The sequence below is a fragment of the Anaeromyxobacter sp. PSR-1 genome, assembly GCF_000964525.1.
GTDB lineage: Bacteria > Myxococcota > Myxococcia > Myxococcales > Anaeromyxobacteraceae > Anaeromyxobacter.
In genome coordinates this window covers 1-16532 of record NZ_BAZG01000025.1, presented here as the reverse complement: position 1 = coordinate 16532, position 16532 = coordinate 1, and the positions used below count along the sequence as shown (strand labels likewise).

The following is a 16532-nucleotide window of genomic DNA, read 5'->3' as shown; positions in this document are numbered from 1 at the left end:
TGCTAATGGGTGCGATGCCGATCCCCGCCCTCGCACTCGCCGTGGCCGCGCTCGCCGCCGCCGCCCCCGCCGTGCCGCCGCTCCCCGCCGGCGAGGTCCCGCCCGCGCTGCGGCTCCCCGCCGGCGTGCGGCCCGTCCGCGGGGAGGTGTCGCTGACCCTCGATCCCGCCGCGGAGCGCTACCGCGGCCGCGTCCGCTACCCGGTGGTCCTCGACGCGCCGGCGCGCGTGGTCTGGCTGCACGCGGAGGGGCTGGAGATCGAGGAGGCGCGGGTGGGCGGCCGGCCGGCGCGGGCGGTGCTCGCCGACGGCGGGCTGCTCGGCCTCGTGCCCGACGCCCCGCAGCCGCCGGGCGAGGCGACGGTGGAGATCGCGTTCGCCGGCGCGGTGGACCGGGTGCGGAGCCGCGGCCTGTACGCGGTGCCGGAGGCGGGGCGCTGGTACGCGTACACGTTCTTCGAGCCCGCCGACGCCCGGCGCGCCTTCCCGTGCTTCGACGAGCCGGGCTTCAAGATCCCCTGGCGCCTCTCGCTGACGGTGAAGCCGGGGGATCGGGCCCTCGCGAACACCCCGGCGGCCCGCGAGGCCCCGGACGGCGGGGGGACGCGCGTGGAGTTCGCCGAGACGCGGCCGCTGCCTTCCTACCTGGTCGCGTTCGTGGTGGGCCCGTTCGACCTGGTGGACGGCGGCGCCGGGGGCGCGGCCCGCGTGCCGGTGCGCTTCGTGGTGCCGCGCGGGCGCGGCGGCGAGACCCGCTACGCGGCCTCGGTCACCGCGCGCATGCTCGACCTCATCGAGGCGGAGACCGGCGTCCCGTACCCCTACGAGAAGTGCGACGTGGCGGTGGTGCCGCGCTTCTGGGGCACCATGGAGCACCCCGGGATCGTGGCGCTGGGCCAGCCGCTCACGCTCATCCCGCCGGCGGAGGAGACGCGCGAGCGGCGGCTCCGCTACGCGACCATCGCGATGCACGAGCTCGTGCATCACTGGTTCGGCGACCTCGTCACCATGGCCTGGTGGGACGACACCTGGCTGAACGAGTCGCTCACCAGCTTCCTCGACTCGGTGGTCGTGGACGCGCTCGAGCCGGCCTGGCGGCGCACCGCCCGCCGCCGCGCCGAGGGCCGGGCCTCGGCGCTCGAGGCGGACGTGCTCGCCGCGGCGAAGCGCCTGCGCGAGCCGGTCGGCTCGCGCGACGAGATCGAGGGCGCGTTCGACAACGCCATCACCTACGACAAGGGCGCCGCGGTGGCCGCCATGTACGAGCGGTTCCTGGGGCGCGAGGCGTGGCGCGCGGTGCTGCGCGACCACCTGCTCGCGCACGCGCACCGCACCGCCACGACCGAGGACTTCCTCGCCACGCTGGCGTCGCGCTCGTCGCCGGCCGTGGCCGCCTCGCTGCGCGGCTTCCTGGAGCGCCCGGGCGTGCCGCTCGTCCGCGCCGCGGTCCGCTGCGACGGGCGCGGCGCCGCGGCGGTGGTGCGCCAGGAGCGCTTCCTCGCCTCCGGCGCGCGCGACCCCGCGGCCACCTGGTCGATCCCGCTCTGCGTGCGCGCCGGCGCGGGCGCGCGGGTGGAGACGGCATGCGGCCTCGTGGGCGGCGACGGGCCCGAGGGCGAGGTGGCGCTGCCGTTCTGCCCGGAGTGGCTCTGGCCCAACGCGGGCGGGACCGGGTACCACCTCACCGCGCTCGATCCGGCGGCGCTCCCCGGCCTCTGGCCGCACCTCGCGCCGGCGGAGCGGCTCGCGCTCGCCACCGACGCCTCCCTGCTCGCGCGGCGCGGCGACCTCCCGCCCGAGGCGGCGCTCGGCCTGGTGGCGCCGCTCGCCGGGAGCGAGGACGGGCTGCAGGTGGAGGCCTCGCTGGAGCTGGCGCGGCTGGCGCAGCCGGAGTGGCTCGACGCCGCCGATCACGCGCGCTGGCGGGCGTTCGTGCGCGAGACCTGGGGGCCGCGGGCGCGCGCGATCGGCTGGATGCCCCGGCGCGGCGAGCCGGACGAGGCGACGGCGCTGCGGCGGCTGCTCCTGCCGCGGGTGGCGGGCGAGGGCGAGGACCCGGCGCTCGCGGGCGAGGCGGCGCGGCTCGCGCGGCGGTGGCTCGCCGACCGCCGGTCGGTGCCGGCCGAGGCGGCCTGGCCGGCGCTGGAGGTGGCGGCGCGCACCGGGGACGCGGCGCTGTTCGACCGGATCCTCGCGGCGGCGCGCGGCGCGCGGGACCGGACCGACCGGGCGCGCCTGCTCGCGATCCTCGGGCGCTTCGAGCGGCCCGCGCTCGTCGATCGCGCGCTGGCGCTGGTCGCCTCCGGCGCGGAGGACCTCCGCGACACCGCCGCGATCCTCCGCGTGGCGCTGGCCGGGCGGGAGACGCGCTGGCGCGCCTGGGAGCTCCTGCGCACGCGCTGGGAGGCGATCGCGCCGCGGCTGCGGAGCGACGAGGGGTCGTGGCTGGTGGAGCAGGCCGCCGGGCTCGCCTGCGATCCCGGCCGCGCCGGCGAGGTCGCCGCGTTCCTTCGTCCCCGCGCCGAGGCGTTCGACGGGGCGCCGCGGGCGCTGGCCCGTGCCCTGGAGGACGCCGGGGCCTGCCGCGCCGCCCGCGCCCGCAACGGGCCCGCGGTGGCGCGGTTCCTGGCGCGGTAGCGGCGGCCGACCACCTCGCCTCCCGACCGCCGCCGGTGTGGGACACCAGGCGACGCGGGTGAACGCGAGCGGCGCCGAGCACCGGCCGCCGGGGACGTCACTGCTCGTGTACCCGCTCGCACAGTGCTAGCCTGCGCGCCGGCACATCCCCGTGCCCCGGGAGGGCGGCGAGATGAACGAGGGACTTCTGCGCAGGCTCGGCGTGCTGGTCGCGGCCCTGGCGGTGAGCACCGCCGCTCCCGCCCACGCCCAGGAGAAGGCCGAAGCTCCGGTAAACTGGACGCGCGGACCCGCGACGGCGGACGTCGGAAAGGACGTGGGCGAGATCGCCCTGGGCGACAGCCTGGCGCTGGCCGGCGAGGAGGACACGCAACGCCTGCTCCGCGAGATGGGGAACCCGACCCACGGCTCGGAGGTGGGGCTCGTCGTCCCGACCGTGGACGGCGAGAGCTGGTTCGTCATCCTCGAGTGGCAGGGCATCGGATTCGTCAAGGACGACGAGCGCAACACCATCGACGCGGATGCGCTCCTGAAGAACATCCAGAGGGCGACCGAGGCCGCCAACAAGGAGCGGAAGAAGACCGGGGCAAGCGCCCTTCACGTCGTCGGCTGGGCCGAGGCTCCCCACTACGACCAGGCTTCCCACAACCTGACCTGGGCGATCCGCGGGAAGACCGACGACGGTGAGGAGGTCGTGAACTACAACGTCCGGCTGCTGGGGCGAGAGGGCGTCATGTCGGTCACCTACGTGGACGATCCGGCGGGAATCGCGAACGCAAAGCCCAAGGTCGACGCCGTCATCCAGGGGTTCAGCTTCAAGCGCGGCAAGACGTACGCGGAGTGGGTCCCGGGCGACAAGGTCGCCGCGTACGGGTTGACGGCGCTGGTCGCGGCCGGAGCCGGGGCCGCCGCGGTGAAGACGGGCCTCCTGGCGGCGCTCGGCGGATTCATCGCCAAGGCCTGGAAGGCGGTGGCGGTCGCGCTGGTGGCGCTGGGCGCGGGCATCGCGCGCACCGTGAAGAGCCTCTTCGCCCGGAAGCCGCGCTCCGGGGGGGCGCCTTCCGATGGCTGATCGCGGAGGGCCGTGATCGCCCATGCAGGCGCTCCTCGCAGACATCCTGCCCTGGATCGCGGTGTTCTACTGGTTCGACGGGCTGGCCGAGATCCGGGGCGGGCAGTTCTACCTGTCGTCGGCCTGGGGCGGCGGCTTCCGGCTGCTGCGCCCGGGGCTGCGCCACCTCGGGCTCGCGCCCGCGGCGGAGGCCATCGCCGTGATGAACCTGCCCTGGCTCGCGACCCGGGACGCGCTGCTGGCCTTCGATCCGAAGCGACGCTTCGATCTCGTCACGATCCGTGAGGGAGACGTGAGCTGCCTCCCGTGGGCGGCCGTCGACCCGGAGGCCGTCGGCAAGCAGGTGCGCTCGCGGGGACGGACGCTCGTCGTGGCGGCGCAGCCGTACCTTGCGGCGCAGCTCGCGGGAGCGCTCCGGTCGCTGAAGGCAGGACTCGGAACCGCGAGCGAGCCAGAGGCGGCGGCTTCCGGGCTCGCCGAGATTCGCGCGCGACAGCGCTGGCTCCGGCGCGGGTTGAGGGCGGTCGCCACGCTCCTGTTCCTGTGGACGTTCGGGCTCGGCGCGCTGGTTGCGTACGGTGGGCTCACCCTTCCACCGGGAACGGGGGTCGAGCTGCTCGCGCTGCTGCTCCTCCTCGAGCTGGCGCTCGCCGTCGCGTACGCCCGCGCAGGAGGGGCAAGCCGGGCAGAGGCCGTGTCGCAGGCGAGCTGGCTCGTGCTCTGGCCCGTGGCGGCGCTGCACCCGCTGCTCCACCTGTCGCTCCGTCAAGCGGGGTCCCGACCCGCGCTCGAGGCGGCGGCGGCCGTGCTTCCCGCCGAAGCGTCACGCGAGCTCGCCGCGACGGAGTTCGGCCGGGCGAAGGCGAGCCTGGAGCTCGCGGACGGCGTGCTCGCCGAGGCGTTGGCCCGGCGCGTACAGGTCATCGTCGCGTCGGCGAAGCGCGCCGGGATGGAGGAACGAGATCTCTCTCGCCCACCCGAGCGCGACGCCCGCGACGGTTCCTGGTGCCCGGCCTGTAGGGCGTGCTTCGTGCCGGGAACCACGCGCTGTACGGACTGCGACGTGCCGCTCCGCGCGTTCGGCTGACGCCCGGCGCTCTCGGAACCCGAGGCGGCCTACTTCGTTCCCTCGCCGTCCCTGACGTGCTGCATGGCGGCGGAGTTCATGCAGTAGCGCAGCCCGGTGGGCGGCGGACCGTCCGGGAACACGTGGCCCAGGTGACCGTCGCAGCGGGCGCACCGGACCTCGGTGCGGCGCATGCCGTACGAGCGATCGTGCACCTCCACCACCGCGTCCTCCGACACCGGCCGGGTGAACGAGGGCCAGCCGGTGCCGGACTCGAACTTCTCGCCGGAGCGGAACAGCGGGTTCCCGCAGCCCGCGCAGACGTAGGTCCCCGGCTCGTGCGTGCCGAGGAAGCAGCCGGTGCCGGGGGGCTCGGTGCCGTGGCCGCGCAGCACCTGGTACTGCTCCGGCGTGAGCCGGTCGCGCCACTCGGCGTCGGAGAGGACGAGCTTTTCCATGGGCACCTCGGGGCACCTCGCGGGCGGACCTCGCGCGCGGTGGGTAGGCGCGCGTCACGTCGCCAGGAACGTAACCGCGCCGGCGCCCGCGCGCCCCGCGCGTGGGCGGTCCGTGCGGGGACGCTAGGACGCCGGCTCGCCGTACTCCTTCAGCTTCCGGTAGAGCGTGGCGAGGCCGATCCCGAGCCCGGCCGCGGTCGCCACCTTGTTGCCGCCCGCGGTGCGCAGCGCCGCGAGCACGTGCTCGCGCTCCACCTCGTGCAGCGGCCGGATCAGCCCCGGCCGCGCCGGGGCGGGCGGCGCGTGGCGCAGGGCCTCGGGCAGGTCGTCCACCCCGACCTGGTTGCCGGCGCAGAGCGCGACCGCGTACTCGATCGCGTTCTGGAGCTCGCGGACGTTGCCGGGCCAGGGGTACCGCGCCAGGAGGTCCGCCACCTCGGCGGTGAAGCCGGTGACCGGCCGGTGCGCGCTCCGCGAGAGCTTCGCGAGGAAGCAGCGCGCCAGCGGCACGACGTCGTCGGGGCGCTCGCGCAGCGGGGGCACGCGCAGCTCGATGACGTTGAGGCGGTAGTAGAGGTCCTGGCGGAAGCGGCCGGCGGCCACCTCGGCGGCGAGGTCGCGGTTGGTGGCCGCGATGATCCGCACGTCCACCTTGCGCGAGCGGCTGTCGCCCACGCGCCGGACCTCGCGCTCCTGCAGCGCCCGCAGGAGCTTCACCTGCATGGCGGGCGAGACCTCGCCGACCTCGTCGAGGAAGAGCGTGCCGCCGCCGGCCGCCTCGAACAGCCCCAGCCCGTCCGTCTCGGCGCCGGTGAACGCGCCCTTCACGTGGCCGAACAGCTCGCGCTCGAGCAGCGTCTCGGTGATCGCCCCGCAGTTCACCGCCACGAACGGCCCGGCGGCGCGGTCGGAGGAGCGGTGGACGAGGCGGGCCACCTCCTCCTTCCCCACGCCGCTCTCCCCGGTCACCACCACCGACGACCCGGTGCGGGCCACGCTGCGCGCGCGCTCCAGCACCCGGCGCATCGGCTCGCTGCGCGCCACCAGCCCGGTGACCTCGTCCGGGCAGGTCGCGAGCCGCTCCAGCTCCTGCTGGCGCTCGCGCAGGCGCCGCTCCGTGCGCCGCAGCTTGCTCGACACCTCGTGCAGCGCGTGGTCGATCGACTCCATGTGGTAGTAGGGCAGGTGCCGCTCCAGCTCCGGGCCCCAGCGCTCCTTGAAGCGCGCCGCGATGTGGCACTCGGGGTCGCCCTTGCCCACGCAGCGGTCCTCGATGACGTAGACCTCGCGCCGCTCCTTGTAGGAGAGGTAGCCGCTCGCGAAGCCCGCCGAGGTCCAGCAAACCGGGTCCTCGGACAGGCCGATGTGCAGGAGGTGCTGCTCGGCCTCGTAGGACCGGCTCCACACCGTCTCCACCAGCGGCGCGTCGCCCAGCCCGTCGGTGCGCACGTTCTTCCCGAGGATGAACTGGCCCTTGAGCGGCGGCAGGAACGGGCCGGCCTTCCCCTCCTTCCAGAGATCCGGGTGCTCGTGCTCGAGCGCCTCGCCCACCCGCCACCCGTGCGCGTAGCCGAAGCGCGTCAGGACGCCGCGGGCCGCGAACGTGCCGAACGCGTCGATGAGCTCCTTGCGCAGCAGGCCGAGCGCCACCGCGTCGAACAGCACCGCGCGCTGCCCCATGAAGCGGATCACGCCGCCCTTGGGGTCGAAGGAGAGGATCTCCCGCAGGTCGAGGTCCTCGATGTGCATCGCCGCCCCGCTTCCCGAAACGAGAGGTCCGCTTCTCGGGACGAGTGATGCGCCGCGCCCCGGCGCGCGAAAAGGGGCGTGAGGTCGCAGGACTCCACGTGCCGACGCGGTCCACCTTCCGTGCATGCGGCGCGATGCCGCGCGAGGTGCGGCAGGGACGCGCGGACCGACGGTCGCAGCCGCTTCTCGAAACGAGCGATCGGTTCTCGAAACGAGCGACGCGCGGGCGCCGGCCCCGGAAGAAAGACCCGTGAAGTCCGCGAGCGGCGCGGGGGACCCCGCGTGGCACGTGGGGTGCTCAAGCCGCCCTCGCCGCGCGCGCGCCGGAGCCAGGGGCGCGCCGCCGCGGCGCACACGAACGCGGCGCGCTGGCGCGTCGCCTGGAGGAGCGATGGGCAACGACGGCAAGGGCGGGACGGATCTGTCTCGACGGAGGTTCCTGACGACCGGCGGCGCCGCGGCGCTGGCGGGCGCGGCCGCGGCGGCGATCCCCGGGGCCGCCCGGGCGGCGGAGGCGGGCGCGGTCCCGAAGCGCTGGGACGAGACCGTGGACGTGGTCGTGGTCGGGACCGGCTTCGCCGGCCTGACCGCGGCGATCGAGGCGCGCAACGCGGGCGCGAAGGTCCTCGTGCTCGACAAGATGCCGGTGCACGGCGGCAACTCGATCATCAACGGCGGCGACTTCGCCGCGCCCGCGAACGCCTTCCAGAAGGACGCCGGCGTCCAGGACTCGCCCGAGCTGATGCTGAAGGACATGCTCAAGGCGGGCGCCTACCTGAACCACGTGGAGCTGGCGCGGATGGTGGCGGAGAACGCCAACGCCGCGCTGGAGTGGTCGCGCACCTACGTGGGCGCGAACTTCAACCGCCTCAACTTCCACGGCGGCCACTCGGTGAAGCGGTCGGTGCAGACCGCGAACCAGTCCGGCTCGGAGCTGGTCAACAAGCTCCTCGCCAAGGCCCGATCGCTCGGCGTGGAGGTGCGCCTCCGCACCAAGCTCGAGCGGCTGGTGGTGAAGGACGGCCGCGTCCTCGGGCTCCAGGTGCGGAAGGGCTACGCCTGGCCCAGGGAGGACTCCGGCGAGCCGGCGTTCCTGAAGGCGCGCCGCGGCGTGGTGCTCGCGACCGGCGGCTTCTCGCAGGACGTGAAGCTCCGCCAGGTCCACGATCCCCGCCTCACCGACAAGTTCGAGTCCACCAACCACCCGGGCGCCACCGGCGAGGCGCTGCTCGCCGCCTGCCAGGCCGGCGCCATGGACGTGCAGATGGACTGGATCCAGCTCGGCCCGTGGACGAGCCCGGACGAGAAGGGCTTCGGGCAGGTGCCCCAGGTCTGCGAGCGCATCGTGGGCTACGGCCTGATGGTCGATCCCAAGACCGGCAAGCGCTTCTTCAAGGAGACCGGCAACCGCAAGGAGCGGGCGGACGCGATCGTCCTGCTCGGCCACCCGGCCGTGATCCTGGGCGACTCGGTCAACGTCGGCAAGCAGGTGGTGCCGAAGGTCCTGAACAAGGCCATGGAGGCCGGCGCGGTCCGGAGGTTCGACACGCTCGAGGCGATCGCGCAGGCGTACGGCATCCCGGTGCAGCCGTTCCTGGAGCAGGTGACGCGCTGGAACGGGTTCGTGGAGAAGAAGAGCGACCCGGACCTCGGGTGCATGATCTTCCCCGACGCGAAGCCCAACGTCGCGCCGCCGTTCTACGCGATGCGGCTGTGGCCGCGCGTCCACCACACCATGGGCGGCCTGGTCATCGACACCGAGGCCCGCGTCATCGGCTTCGACATGAAGCCGATCGTGGGGCTGTTCGCGGCCGGCGAGGTGACCGGCGGCGTGCACGGCGCGGTGCGCCTCGGCTCGGTGGCGATGGCGGACTGCGTGGTCTTCGGCCGGATCGCGGGCAGGAACGCGGGCGGCGGGAAGGCCTGGGCGTGAACCTCCGGCTCCTCGAAAGGAACATCATGGCTTCCAAGCTCCTGAAGACGTCCGGGCCGGCGCTGCTCGCGGCCCTCCTCGTGACCCTGGCGCCCCGCGTCGCCGGCGCCACGGTCCGCCTCGACCCGAAGGCGAGGCCCGGCGACTGCGCCGCCTGCCACGGCGCCGCCAAGGTGCTGCCGCCCGGCCACGTCGCCACCCGCGCGATGAAGGCCGCCGACTGCGCCAGGTGCCACGACCCCGCCGGCCCGAAGGCGCTCGGCGCGAAGCTCCCCTCCGGCCACCGCCACGGCCTCGCCGGCGTCGGCTGCGCCGACTGCCACGGCAAGGCCGCGAAGCCGCAGCCGGCCAGCGTCGAGGCGTGCCTCGCCTGCCACGGCCCGGCCGCCGAGCTGGTGAAGAAGACCGCCGCGGTGAAGCCGGAGAACCCGCACGACTCGCCGCACTGGGGCCCGCAGATGGAGTGCTCCGTCTGCCACCGCCAGCACGAGGCGACCGTCAACTGGTGCGCCCACTGCCACACGTTCGACTTCAAGGTGCCGTAGCGCCGCGCCGTGACCCACGACCTCACACGGAGAAGCACATGACCTCGAGACGCTCCCTGGCGCTGCTCGCAGCGCTCCTCCTCCCCGCGGCCGCCTCCGCGCTGGAAGGCGACGTGACCATCTACGGCACGCTCATGCCGTTCTTCGACAACGCGCGGGTGTCCGACCCGACGCGCCCGGGCCTGTCGCCCGCGGCCGGCGGCGCCACCCAGGTCGCCGACGCCGCTTACACCGGCGTCGCCATCCCGCAGCGCTTCCGCCTCACCTCCGGCACGTCCAACATCGGCTTCAAGGGCGGGTTCGACGTGCTGGGCGAGGACCTCCAGGTGTTCTTCCAGGTGGAGAGCGCCGTCAGCCCGGACGGCGACGCGCCGAACGCGTGGGCCTCGCGCAACAGCGCGGTGGGCGTGAAGGGCAGGTTCGGCCGCGCCTTCTTCGGCAACTGGGACACGCCGTACAAGTACCCGGTGCTGCTGGTCGGCGCGGTCCGCGGCCTGAACCCGTTCGACAACACCATCACCGCCAGCCCCGGCTTCGGCGTCCCGGGCACCACCACCCAGAGCGGCCGCGCGAACGGCAAGGCCGACGCGGCCTTCAACCGCCGCCAGGGCAACAGCATCCAGTACTGGACGCCCGAGCTCCACGGCCTCTCGGCCCGGCTCGCGTACTCGGCCAACGAGACGAAGACCGCCGCCTCGGCCACCGCGCCGTCGATCAGCCCGAGCGTCCACTCGGCCCTGGTGAGCTGGGCCTACGGCCCGCTGCTGCTCCGCTACGCCTACGAGCGGCACGAGGACTACTTCGGCCTCACGCAGCTGGGCGGCTCCCCGGTGTCGCTGACGAACGGGTCGTCCACCGACCAGGGCCACGAGGCCATCGCGCAGGTGTCGCTGCCCACCGGGACGCGCGTCTCGCTGGTGGGCGAGCGGCTCTCCTACGAGAACGACGACCGCACCGCCGGCGCCGTCCGCGAGTACGCGCGCTTCGCGTACTACGCGCTCCTCCAGCAGCGCTTCGGCCCGCACCAGCTGTTCGGCTCGTTCGGCCAGGCCGACGCGGGCGAGTGCGAGGTGGTGGGCGGCGGCGCGTGCACCACCAACGGCCTGGGCGCCACGCAGTGGAACGCCGGCTACTCGTACGCGCTCACCAAGGCCGCGGACGTCTACGTCGCCTACTACGAGACCCGGAACGACCGCTCCGCCAGCTACGGCGTGGTGGGCGGGCCGGGCGCCGTCGCGCCGGGCGGCGACACCCGCGGCTTCGGCGTGGGCCTGCTCTACACCTTCGCGGCGACGGCGAACGTCGGCGCGCCGAAGGGTTCCCCGTAGAGCGCGCGGGGACGAGGGGCGCCCCGGCCGCCCTCCTCCGCGGGGCGCTCCTCGGCTGTCCGGGCGCGGGCGCCCTCAGGCGCCGGCGCCGCCCAGCCGGAACCCGCCCAGCAGCTCCGCCAGCGTGCCCGAGCGCGCCGACAGCTCCGCCGCCGCCGCCGAGGACTGCTCGGCGCTGGCGGCGTTCTGCTGGGTGACGCGGTCGATCTCCGCCACCGCGCCGGTGATCCGCTCCACGCCGCCGGCCTGCTCCCGCGCCGCGGCGCTGATCCCGGCCGCGAGCCCGGCGAGCCGCTCGGCGCCGGCGCGGATCACCTCGAGCCGCTCCGCGACCGCGCGGGTGATGGCGTCGCCGTCCGCCGCCTGACGCACCGACTCGCCGATGAGCGCCTCGGTGCGCGAGGCGGCCTCCTTGGCGCGGAGCGCGAGCGACCGCACCTCCTCGGCCACCACCGCGAAGCCGCGCCCGGCGCCGCCGGCGCGGGCGGCCTCCACCGCCGCGTTCAGCGCGAGCAGGTTGGTCTGGAACGCGATCTCGTCGATGTCCTTGATGATCTGCGCCGTCTGCTCGGCCGCGCCGCGCACCTGCGCCATGGCGGCGGTCATCCGCGAGACGGTGGCGGCGCCCTCGGCCGCGGCCGCGCGCGCCGAGGCGGAGAGGCCGTCGGCGGCGGCGGCGTGCTCGGAGGTGGTGCGCGCCTGGCCGGCCACCACCTCGAGGCTGGCGCCGGTGCGCCCGATGGCGGAGGCCTGCTCCGCGGCGCCGCCCGCCACCGCCTGGCTCGACGAGGCGATCTGGGCGGCCGCGGCCGAGATCTGGCCCACCGCCTCCACCACCTGCCCGAGCGCCGCGTCGAGCGCGCCGGCGGTGCCGTTCACCACCTGCTGGAGCCGCGCGTGGTCACCCTGGTAGCGCCCGCCCATGCGCGCGCGCAGGTCGCGCGCGGCGAGCCGGGCCAGCACGTCGCTCGCCTCGCGCACCGGCGCGGAGACCGCGTCGAGGATCTCGTTCACGCCGGCGAGCACCCGGCGGTAGTCGCCCTGGCACCGCGCCGGATCGCCCCGCCGGCCCAGGTCGCCGGCGCGCCCGGCCTCGATGGCCACGTCCACCTCGGCGACGAGCGCGCCGACGGCCGCCGTGCAGGCGTTCACGTTGCGGCGGAGCGTGTCGAACTCCCCGCGGTAGGTCTCCTCGATCGGCGCCGGCGCCTCGCCGCGCGCCAGCCGCTCGAGCGCGTCCGCCGCCGCGCGGAGCGGCGCCACCACCGCGTCGAGCAGCGCGTTCATCCCCCGCACCAGCTCCCCGTTCTGGCCCGGGTAGCGCGACGGATCGGCGCGCACGTCGAGGCGCCCCTCCGCCGCCGCGCGCAGGAGCAGCGCCAGGTCCGCGTTGCGCAGGCGCACCACCTCGAGCAGCGCGTTCACCCCGCGCTTCAGGTCGAGGAAGCGGCCCTGTACCTCGAGGTCCACGTCGGGCGGCACCTCGCCCGCCGCCAGCCGCACCACGCGGTCGGTGGCGACCTCGATCGGGCGGATCACCGTGTCGAGGAGCAGGTTGATCCGGCCGATCATCGCGCCATTGTAGCCGTGGTAGCGCGAGACGTCGGCGCGGACGTCCAGGCGGCCCGCGGTGGCCGCCTCCACCAGGTGCCGGATGTCGTCGTTGCGCTGCTCCACCACCTCGATGACCGCGTTCACCGCGTCGCGCAGGCGGTCGAAGTCGCCCTCGAACGGCGCCGTCATGCGCCCGGGGAGGTCGCCGCGCGAGATGCGCTCCACCGCCTCCGCGGTGGCGGCGAACGGGGTCGAGAACGCGTCCAGCGTCTCGTTCAGCGTGCGGATGATGAGCTGGAACTCCGGGTCGATGTGCCCCTCGGCGCCGCGCACCGTGAGCGTCCCGGCGCGCACCGCGTCGCGCACGCGCGCGGACTCGCCGCGCATGGCGCGGATGGCGCGCCCGACCACGCGGGCCACGAACAGGCCGCCGCCCGCGATCACCGCCGCGACCGCGGCCGAGGCCGCCAGCCCGATGGCCGGTCCATCGGCGAGGCCGCGCCGGGCCGCGAGCCAGCCGGCGAGGCCGGCCGCCAGCGTGGCGCCCGCGGCGAGCAGGGAGGAGCCGAGGATCTTCGTCGAGACCGGGAGCGAGCGGCGCATGTCGGGACTCCGGCGGAGGGAGGCGCGGCCATCCGAGGGCGTCCCAGCACCCTGCGTGCCAGCCCGTCACGGGCGGGCGGATCGGCCGCGCGCCGGGCGCTTCCGGACCCGCGCCGCCCGCCGCCGTCCCGCGTCCCGGGTCGAGTGGCGTGCGCCCCAGGGTGGACGGGCTGGGGTCGCGGCGACGGATCGAGCGCGTCGCGGGCGCGGCGTCAGGGACGTGACGAAGGCGCGCGCCCGGGGCCCGCCTCACCGCGGCGCGAGCGCCAGCGCGAGGCCGAGCAGGGCGGAGTAGACGAGCCCGACGCGCGCCATCCGCGGCGTGAGCGGGATGAGGCGCACGCGCTCGCGCACGGTGAAGAGCGTCCGGAGCGCGCCGATCGCCAGGGGCGCCGAGGCGAGCGGCAGGAGCATCCACGGCCCGAGGTCGAGCAGGAACCACGAGCCGAGCGGCGCGAGGTACGCGAACGCGAGCAGGAGGGCGATCTCGACGCGGTTGAAGTCGGGCCCGTGGAGCACCGCGCCGGTCCGCCAGCCCTTCACGCGGTCGAACTCGTGATCGCGGAGGTCGTCCACCAGCAGCACCGCGGTGACGAGCGCGCCGACCGGCAGGCCGACGAGGTAGACCGGCAGCGGCAGCGACGCGAGCAGCCGCCACGGCTGGGGCGCGCCCTGCACCGCGGCCGCCTGGATGAAGTACGTGCCCACCACGCCGACCACGCCGAACATCACCACGAACAGCGGATCGGCCTGGCCGCGGCGCGCGTACGCCCACGGGCCGCCGTTGTAGGAGAGGCTGGTCACGACGCCGAGGACGCCGAACGCCAGCACCGGCGCGCCGCCGATCCGGTAGAGGTACGGCGCGGTCGCCACCGCCAGCAGCAGGCAGCCGACCACCGCCAGGCGCAGGGTGGCGAGCCGCAGCGCGCCCGTCTCCACCGCGTGGACGAGCTCGGGGTGCTCCGGGAGCTTCGGGTGGAGGCGGAGCAGCTCGTGGTTGTCGGTGAACAGCCCCGCCACGTGGATGACCCACGATCCGAACAGGCCGACCAGCGCCGGCCAGGGCGAGAGCACCCCGAAGTGCACCGCCAGCCCCAGGCCGACCAGCACCGGCTGCGCGGCGGTGGGGAGCGAGTGCGTGGGGTACACGAGCAGGTCCACCCAGATGCTCCGCGCCGAGACGGCCGGGACGGCGCCGGCGGCGGCGAGCTCCTCGGGTTGGCCCGGGAGACGGGGCGATGGCGTGCTCACCCCCACAGCTTCGATCAACCGGGGGACCGTGGCGCGGCGGCGGTGCGCGGCATGGCGCCGCGGGCGACCCCGGCCCCCGCCGACCGACGCTCACCGCCGCACCCGGGGTGGCGGCGCGGGCCGGCGCGCGGCGGCCGCCGGGGCGTGGGCCGTCCCGGGCGCCGAGGCGGTCCACCCCGCGCCCGAGCCCGCCGCGACCTCGCCGAGCGCGCCGGCCACGCCGGCCGTGAAGACGGCCCACAGGCCGATCCACAGCGCGGCGAGGAGCGCTCCCACCGCGAGGTCCGGCGAGCCCCGGGCGGCGCGCGCGAAGCGGGCGGCGGGCAGGCGTGCCGGAGCCGGAGGGCCGGCCGGCGCCGGCTGCGGCGCCGGCGGGGGGACCCGGGGGGCGAGGGCCTGCGGGCCGCCGGTCAGCCAGAGGGCGCCCCAGGAGGGCGCTGCGGTGGAGGGTGACGCTCGCGACTTCATGTGGTTTCTCCCTCGTGCTCGCCGCGCGGGGCTGCGCGGCACGTGGAGGATGTACGGATGTCGAAGCGCGGCTTGAACGCGCAGGGGGGCGCGGGCCCCGCGCAGCAACGCGCGGGGCTGGACTGGGGGCACCTCGAGTTCTTCCTCGAGCTGGTGCGCACCGGGAGCCACGCCCGCGCGGCGCGGCGGCTCGGCGTGGACCGCAACACCGTGGCGCGCCGGGTGGCGGCGCTGGAGGGCGCCCTGGGCCTGGCGCTCTTCGAGCGCGGGCCGCAGGGCTGGGCGTGCACCACCACCGGCCAGGAGCTGGCCGAGCTCGCCTCGCGGGTGGAGCAGGACGTGCTCGCGCTCGCGCGCCACGCCGACACGCGCGACCGCGCGCTGGACGGCACGGTGCGGCTCACCACCGCCTCGCACCTCGCCACGCACCTGTTCCTCCCGGCGGTGGGCGTCCTGCGCGAGCGGCACCCCGGGCTCGTCCTCGAGATCGCCGCCGACCAGCGCGCCTTCGACCTCACCCGGCGCGAGGCCGACCTGGCCGTCCGCATGGGCCGCCCGCGCGACGCCGGGCTGGTGACGCGCAAGCTCTCCGACGTCGCCTACGGGCTGTACGCCGGCCGCGCCACGCTGGGCGGGAAGCCGCGGGCGGTGGACTTCGCGGCGGATCCGTTCGTCGGGCTCGACGAGGGCCACGCCGCCGTGCCGCAGGAGCGCTGGCTGGAGCGGGTCGCGCCGTCGCGCCGGATCGTCTTCCGCTGCAACAGCACCACCGCGCTGCTCCAGGCGGCGCGGCTCGGGCTCGGGGTGGCGGTGCTCCCGCGCTTCGTGGCCGATCGCGATCCGGCGCTGGCGCGGCTGGAGGGCCCGGAGCCGGCGCCGCACGAGCTCTGGCTGCTCGTGCACGGCGACCTGCGCCGCACGCCCCGGGTGCGGGCGGTCATCGACTGGCTGGACGGCCTGGTGGAGCGGGCCCGGCCGGCGCTGTCCGGCCAGGCCTAGCGCCCGCGCCGGCGCCGGGGGCCGCTCCGCCGCGCCCGGCTCGCCGTCCGTCCGCCGGCGGGCGCGGGGCGTCGCACCGCGCGCACCTTGCCGCTCGCGCCGCCCCCGCAGAAGAAGAGCCCGGCGCCGTCGGACTCGAGCCCGCTCACCAGCACGCCGCGCGGCATGGCGAGGCGCGCCCGCACCGCGCCGCCCTCGGGATCCACCCGGCGCAGCTCGCTCTCGCCGCCCTCCATCGTCCCGTGCCACAGCTCGCCGTCCACCCAGGTCACCCCGGTGACGAAGCGGTCCGACTCGATGGTGCGCAGGACGGCGCCGGTCGCGGGATCGACCCGCAGGATCCGGCGCTCGCCGTAGCGTCCGACCCACAGGCTCCCCTCGGCCCAGCACAGGCCGGAGCCGCCGGCGCCCGCCGGCGCGGGCACGCTGCCCAGGACGGCGCCGGTGGCGGGGTCGAGGCGCAGGATCCGGTCGCCCGCGAGCTGGTACAGGTGCCGGCCGTCGAAGGCGGTGCCCGCGTCGCACGCGACCTCCAGCGTGCGGACCGCCTCGCCGCTCGCCGGGTCGAACCCGACCAGCTTCGCGCCGGTCGCGGCCCAGACGCGCTCGCCGTCGAAGCTGACGCCGTGCACCGGGGCGCCGTCGAACGGGCCGTACTCGCGCACCACCTCGGCCTCGCCGACGTCCTCGCGCGGCGCCGCGCGCGCGGCGCCCTTCCTCGCCCCGGGGCTCATCCCTGCCCGATAGCGCGGGGGAGCGGCAGCAGCAACGCCGGGTTGAAGCCGCTCACGGGTGCCGCGACCCAGCGGCGCGCGCGCCCGCGGCCGAGGGCGCGGACGGCGCCGCGCTCGGCGAGCACCGTGAGGCCGC

13 protein-coding genes are annotated in these 16532 nt (G+C 76.0%); 7 read left to right on the top strand and 6 right to left on the bottom strand.

The window, feature by feature from the left end; genetic code table 11:
• The first annotated feature begins 14 nt into the window (after window positions 1–14).
• From PSR1_RS06555 to PSR1_RS06545, 3 genes are all read left to right on the top strand, one after another.
• Window positions 15–2636 carry a M1 family metallopeptidase gene (locus PSR1_RS06555; protein ID WP_059436820.1) on the top strand — a complete coding sequence of 874 codons (2622 nt, stop codon included), beginning with the start codon at window positions 15–17 and terminating at the stop codon, window positions 2634–2636.
• A 172-nt stretch (window positions 2637–2808) separates the two neighbouring features.
• On the top strand, window positions 2809–3708 hold the full coding sequence (locus PSR1_RS06550) for a DUF2167 domain-containing protein (protein WP_152643318.1): 900 nt from the start codon (window positions 2809–2811) through the stop codon (window positions 3706–3708).
• A 22-nt stretch (window positions 3709–3730) separates the two neighbouring features.
• A complete protein-coding gene (locus PSR1_RS06545; protein WP_059436818.1) occupies window positions 3731–4795 on the top strand; it encodes a hypothetical protein in 1065 nt (354 codons plus the stop codon).
• A 29-nt stretch (window positions 4796–4824) separates the two neighbouring features.
• On the opposite strand, the gene msrB is transcribed toward PSR1_RS06545, so the two are convergent.
• Together msrB and PSR1_RS06535 are read right to left on the bottom strand one after the other, a co-directional pair.
• Window positions 4825–5232, bottom strand: a complete 408-nt coding sequence (gene msrB / locus PSR1_RS06540) for a peptide-methionine (R)-S-oxide reductase MsrB (RefSeq protein ID WP_059436817.1) — start codon at window positions 5230–5232, stop codon at window positions 4825–4827.
• Between the two features lie 123 nt (window positions 5233–5355).
• Window positions 5356–6981, bottom strand: a complete 1626-nt coding sequence (locus PSR1_RS06535; RefSeq protein WP_059436816.1) for a sigma-54-dependent Fis family transcriptional regulator — start codon at window positions 6979–6981, stop codon at window positions 5356–5358.
• A gap of 391 nt (window positions 6982–7372) precedes the next feature.
• On the opposite strand from PSR1_RS06535, the gene PSR1_RS06530 reads away from it, so the two are divergent.
• The 3 genes from PSR1_RS06530 to PSR1_RS06520 are packed head-to-tail and all read left to right on the top strand — an operon-like array spanning window position 7373 to window position 10787.
• Window positions 7373–8914, top strand: coding sequence for a flavocytochrome c (locus PSR1_RS06530; protein WP_059436815.1), 1542 nt, complete (start codon window positions 7373–7375; stop codon window positions 8912–8914).
• Between the two features lie 26 nt (window positions 8915–8940).
• The gene (locus tag PSR1_RS06525) at window positions 8941–9459 is read left to right on the top strand and encodes a cytochrome c3 family protein (protein WP_059436814.1); all 519 of its coding nucleotides are present in this window, start codon (window positions 8941–8943) and stop codon (window positions 9457–9459) included.
• A 38-nt stretch (window positions 9460–9497) separates the two neighbouring features.
• Window positions 9498–10787, top strand: coding sequence for a porin (locus PSR1_RS06520; RefSeq protein WP_059436813.1), 1290 nt, complete (start codon window positions 9498–9500; stop codon window positions 10785–10787).
• 75 nt (window positions 10788–10862) lie between these two features.
• Here PSR1_RS06520 and PSR1_RS06515 read toward each other — a convergent pair whose 3' ends face one another.
• From PSR1_RS06515 to PSR1_RS24450, 3 genes are all read right to left on the bottom strand, one after another.
• The gene (locus PSR1_RS06515; RefSeq protein WP_059436812.1) at window positions 10863–12944 is read right to left on the bottom strand and encodes a methyl-accepting chemotaxis protein; all 2082 of its coding nucleotides are present in this window, start codon (window positions 12942–12944) and stop codon (window positions 10863–10865) included.
• Window positions 12945–13193: 249 nt separating this feature from the next.
• Window positions 13194–14195 (bottom strand): prenyltransferase, encoded by a 1002-nt coding sequence (locus PSR1_RS06510; protein WP_237757849.1) that lies wholly within the window; start codon window positions 14193–14195, stop codon window positions 13194–13196.
• A 90-nt stretch (window positions 14196–14285) separates the two neighbouring features.
• Window positions 14286–14471 carry a hypothetical protein gene (locus tag PSR1_RS24450; protein WP_237757848.1) on the bottom strand — a complete coding sequence of 62 codons (186 nt, stop codon included), beginning with the start codon at window positions 14469–14471 and terminating at the stop codon, window positions 14286–14288.
• A gap of 249 nt (window positions 14472–14720) precedes the next feature.
• Between PSR1_RS24450 and PSR1_RS06500 the strand changes: the two genes are divergently transcribed.
• Complete coding sequence (locus PSR1_RS06500) at window positions 14721–15662, top strand: LysR family transcriptional regulator (RefSeq protein ID WP_059436810.1); 942 nt, start codon at window positions 14721–14723, stop codon at window positions 15660–15662.
• Here the strand turns inward: PSR1_RS06500 and PSR1_RS06495 are convergent.
• Complete coding sequence (locus PSR1_RS06495) at window positions 15659–16396, bottom strand: glutamine cyclotransferase (RefSeq protein WP_059436809.1); 738 nt, start codon at window positions 16394–16396, stop codon at window positions 15659–15661. The genes PSR1_RS06500 and PSR1_RS06495 overlap by 4 nt on opposite strands.
• Between the last annotated feature and the right edge of the window lie 136 nt (window positions 16397–16532).

Excerpts from the sequence above, each read along its gene's own strand:
- PSR1_RS06555 (WP_059436820.1), top strand. The coding sequence starts at position 15 with ATGCCGATCCCCGCCCTCGCACTCGCCGTGGCCGCGCTCGCCGCCGCC.
- PSR1_RS06550 (WP_152643318.1), top strand. The coding sequence starts at position 2,809 with ATGAACGAGGGACTTCTGCGCAGGCTCGGCGTGCTGGTCGCGGCCCTG.
- PSR1_RS06545 (WP_059436818.1), top strand. The coding sequence starts at position 3,731 with ATGCAGGCGCTCCTCGCAGACATCCTGCCCTGGATCGCGGTGTTCTAC.
- msrB (WP_059436817.1), bottom strand. The coding sequence starts at position 5,232 with ATGGAAAAGCTCGTCCTCTCCGACGCCGAGTGGCGCGACCGGCTCACG.
- PSR1_RS06535 (WP_059436816.1), bottom strand. The coding sequence starts at position 6,981 with ATGCACATCGAGGACCTCGACCTGCGGGAGATCCTCTCCTTCGACCCC.
- PSR1_RS06530 (WP_059436815.1), top strand. The coding sequence starts at position 7,373 with ATGGGCAACGACGGCAAGGGCGGGACGGATCTGTCTCGACGGAGGTTC.
- PSR1_RS06525 (WP_059436814.1), top strand. The coding sequence starts at position 8,941 with ATGGCTTCCAAGCTCCTGAAGACGTCCGGGCCGGCGCTGCTCGCGGCC.
- PSR1_RS06520 (WP_059436813.1), top strand. The coding sequence starts at position 9,498 with ATGACCTCGAGACGCTCCCTGGCGCTGCTCGCAGCGCTCCTCCTCCCC.
- PSR1_RS06515 (WP_059436812.1), bottom strand. The coding sequence starts at position 12,944 with ATGCGCCGCTCGCTCCCGGTCTCGACGAAGATCCTCGGCTCCTCCCTG.
- PSR1_RS06500 (WP_059436810.1), top strand. The coding sequence starts at position 14,721 with ATGTCGAAGCGCGGCTTGAACGCGCAGGGGGGCGCGGGCCCCGCGCAG.
- PSR1_RS06495 (WP_059436809.1), bottom strand. The coding sequence starts at position 16,396 with ATGAGCCCCGGGGCGAGGAAGGGCGCCGCGCGCGCGGCGCCGCGCGAG.